1 protein-coding gene is annotated in these 3,077 nt (G+C 69.5%); it reads right to left on the bottom strand.

The window, feature by feature from the left end; translation table 11 throughout:
* Window positions 1–2,931 (bottom strand): S8 family serine peptidase (locus WYM_RS20860; protein WP_019182380.1); only part of this gene is annotated, 2,931 nt, incomplete at its 3' end.
* Window positions 2,932–3,077: the final 146 nt, after the last annotated feature.

Genomic DNA, 3,077 nt, shown 5'->3' with positions numbered 1-3,077 from the left:
CGAGAGCGTGTAGCTGGTGGGCGTGCTCTCGGTGACGGGCAGCGGGTTCGGCGTCGCGGTGAACGACCCCTCACCCTCGGCACCGACGACCGCGGTCGTGAGGTCCCACGTGAACGGCGCCGTCGAGGAGTACACGTGCGCCTCGACCAGATAGGTACCGGCCGTCGGCTCGGTCAGGACCACCGACTCGTCGGCCGATGCGCTGGCCGACTGGAACCGCTCGTAGTACTGCAGGTCGGTCGGGCTTACCACGCGGTACACGAACAGGTCGAGGTCGGAGCCCTCGTCGTCCGACGAGTCGAGGTCGAACCGCGCGAGAGTCGAGCCCTCCGGCACGTCGACGAGGTAGTACGAGTACCCGTCCCCGTCACCCGAGGTCTCGTTGCCGGAGTGACCCGGAACCTCGACGCCGTTGCCGAAGATCTCCTCGGTCTGCAGCGTCTCCGGTGCGAGGCCGCTGAGGTTCAGCGGCAGCTCACCGGAGATGCCCGGGGTGATCTCGACGGTCGTGGAGCCGTCGATGCCCTCGCCGGCGACGTCCGCCGGAGCGTCCGCCGTGACCGGGTAGATGGCGATCGGCGAGCGCACCGTCGTCGGACCGGTCCACGTGAGGAACCCGGTGGCCCATGCCTCGGGCTCCGCGGTCGTCTTCGTGAAGGTCACCGTGAAGGTTCCCGTCGCGCCCGCGGCGAGCGTGAGCGATGCCGGCTCGACGACCGCATCCACCCCGGCCACCGAGGCCTCGGCGGTGTACGTGCCCTCCGTCGTGGCGCGCACGGTGCGGGTGACGGTCTGCGGCCCCGACAGCGAGCCGATCGCGATGGAGGCGAGGTTCAAGTCGCTGCCGTCGATCGGCTCGACACCGAAGTCGTACAGGTCCTTGCCCTGCAGGTACGCCGCCCAGTCGGCGGGGCCGTTGTCGTAGACCAGGCCGGGCTCGAAGAAGCGGGTCGGGTCGACGTGACCTGCGCCCTGTGCGAACGGGTCCGTGTTCGTGGAGCCGTCGTCGTTCTTCGTGTCGTACGCGGTGGTCATCATCGCGGACTTGATCTCGCCCGGCGTCGCGTTCGGACGCTCGCCCAGGTACAGGGCGGCGAGGCCGGCCACATGCGGCGACGACATCGACGTGCCCGACTTGAACCCGAAGGTCGGGTCCGCACCCTCGGCGTTGTGGGTCGCCGCGAGGATCGCGACTCCCGGAGCCGAGATGTCGGGCTTGAGGATGTCGCTGCCGTCGGCGAGCATCGGGCCGCGGCTCGAGAAGCCGGCGACCACGGGGGTCGGGGTCTCGATGCCGGTGATGTTCTCGCCGTGCAGCGTGGCTGTCGCATCGGGAGTGCCCTGCACGTACTCGAGCAGCGCGTCGCGGAACGTGCTCTGGATGTGGACGGTCGGCACCGAGTGGAAGTCGTTGTCGAGCGAACCGGGCGTGACGTTCACCAGGATGACGCCGACGCCGCCGGCTTCGGCGACCGCCTGCGACTTCTCGATGCGCGCGTTGGTCCCGCGGTCGCAGACGACGATCTTGCCGGTGACCAGGGCCGGGTCGAGCGTGTCGAGGAAGCAGAGGCCGGCCTCGGTCGGCGCCGCCCCCTCCGCCGCCGCGTCGCCGGCGTAGACCACCGGTGCGGTGACGGTCTCACCGAAGGGCACGCTCACCGATGCTCCGGCCGCGAGGAATCCGTTCGGAAGCGCGACGGTGCCTTCGTAGGTCGGGACGGTGGATGCCGCGACCGTGGTGTACCAGGGTGACGCGTGGTCGGCCGTGGCGGCGCCGGGGCCGTCGTTGCCGGCGCTGACAGCGACGAAGATGCCCGCGGAGGCTGCGTTGTAGAACGCGGCGTCCTCCGTGGCGAACGTCGTGGTGGCCGCTCCGCCCCCGATGGAGTAGTTGATGACGTCGACGCCGTCGCCCGCGGCGGCGTTGATGGCCGACATCAGGTCGCTCAGCGCGCAGATGTCATCCTCGGTCACCAGCGGGTCAGGACCCACGTAGCAGGCCTTGTACGCCGAGACCTTCGCTGCCGGCGCGACGCCCGAGAAGGTGCCGAAGTCGACGCCCTCGACCGCGGCGGGAACGTCGTGGTTGCCGGCGGCCGTGCTCGCGGTGTGCGACCCGTGACCGTCGTTGTCGCGCGGCGACAGGAAGTCGTCGGCGAAGTCGAAGCCCGCAGCCGCGGCGCCCGCGCTGAAGAACTTCGCGCCGATGAGCTTGGTCGAGTAGTCGTCGTTGTTCCACGCCTGCCCGGTCACCCGGTCGCTGCGGAAGGTGTTGCCGTCGGCCTTTGCGAAGACGACCGTGTTGCCCTCGAGGTACGGCTCGGCACCGGGCGCCTCGCCCAGGGACGAGCCGGCGAACGACGGGTTCTCCGGGGCGATCCCGGTGTCGATGACGCCGACGACGGTGCCGGCTCCCGCCTGGTCCACGCCTCCGACGGCGTTCCAGACACCGGTGTCGCCCTCGAGACCGAGGAACTCGGTCGAGGGAACCGCGTCGGGGTGCAGGATCTCGTCGGGGACGACGGACTTCACGCCGTCGGTTCCGGCGAGCTTCTCGGCCTGCGCCGCGCTGAGGTTGGCCGTGAAGGCGTTGAGGGTGATCGTGAGGTTGCCGTCCGGCTCGACGCCGGCCTCGGTCGCGACGTCGAGCTGGCGGTCCTCGAGGTAGTTCGAGTACCGCTGCACGTCGCGAGACGAGGCGTCGAGCTTGTCGCCCTCGGCGGGCTTGGTCGGCGCGAGGCCCGCTTCGCCGCCGTCATACGTGGCGGCGGGCGCTTCGTCCAGCAGGACGATGTAGCGTCCGGCCGACAGATCGATCGGGATGGGAGTGTTCACCTCCTCCGGCGTCGCGCCGAAACTGGCGGTGGCTGTGCCGGTGAACAGAGCGGCGAGTGTGACGACCGCTGCTGTTCTCACGGAGGTTCGACCCATAATGGCCTCCATTGTTTTGTGGGGGAGGCTGCGCCACATCGTTGGGGCGCAGTTCGCTCAAACGTAACTCCCAGGCGACTCTCAGTAAATGAGAGATCGGTGAGAACCGCTCGATCGACCGCCACTACGCTGGGCAGGTGGCTTCC

The organism is Microbacterium yannicii PS01, assembly GCF_000304335.1.
Classification (GTDB): domain Bacteria; phylum Actinomycetota; class Actinomycetes; order Actinomycetales; family Microbacteriaceae; genus Microbacterium; species Microbacterium yannicii_A.
The sequence above is the reverse complement of the archived record's forward strand: the minus strand, read 5'-3'. Positions and strand labels throughout refer to the sequence as shown.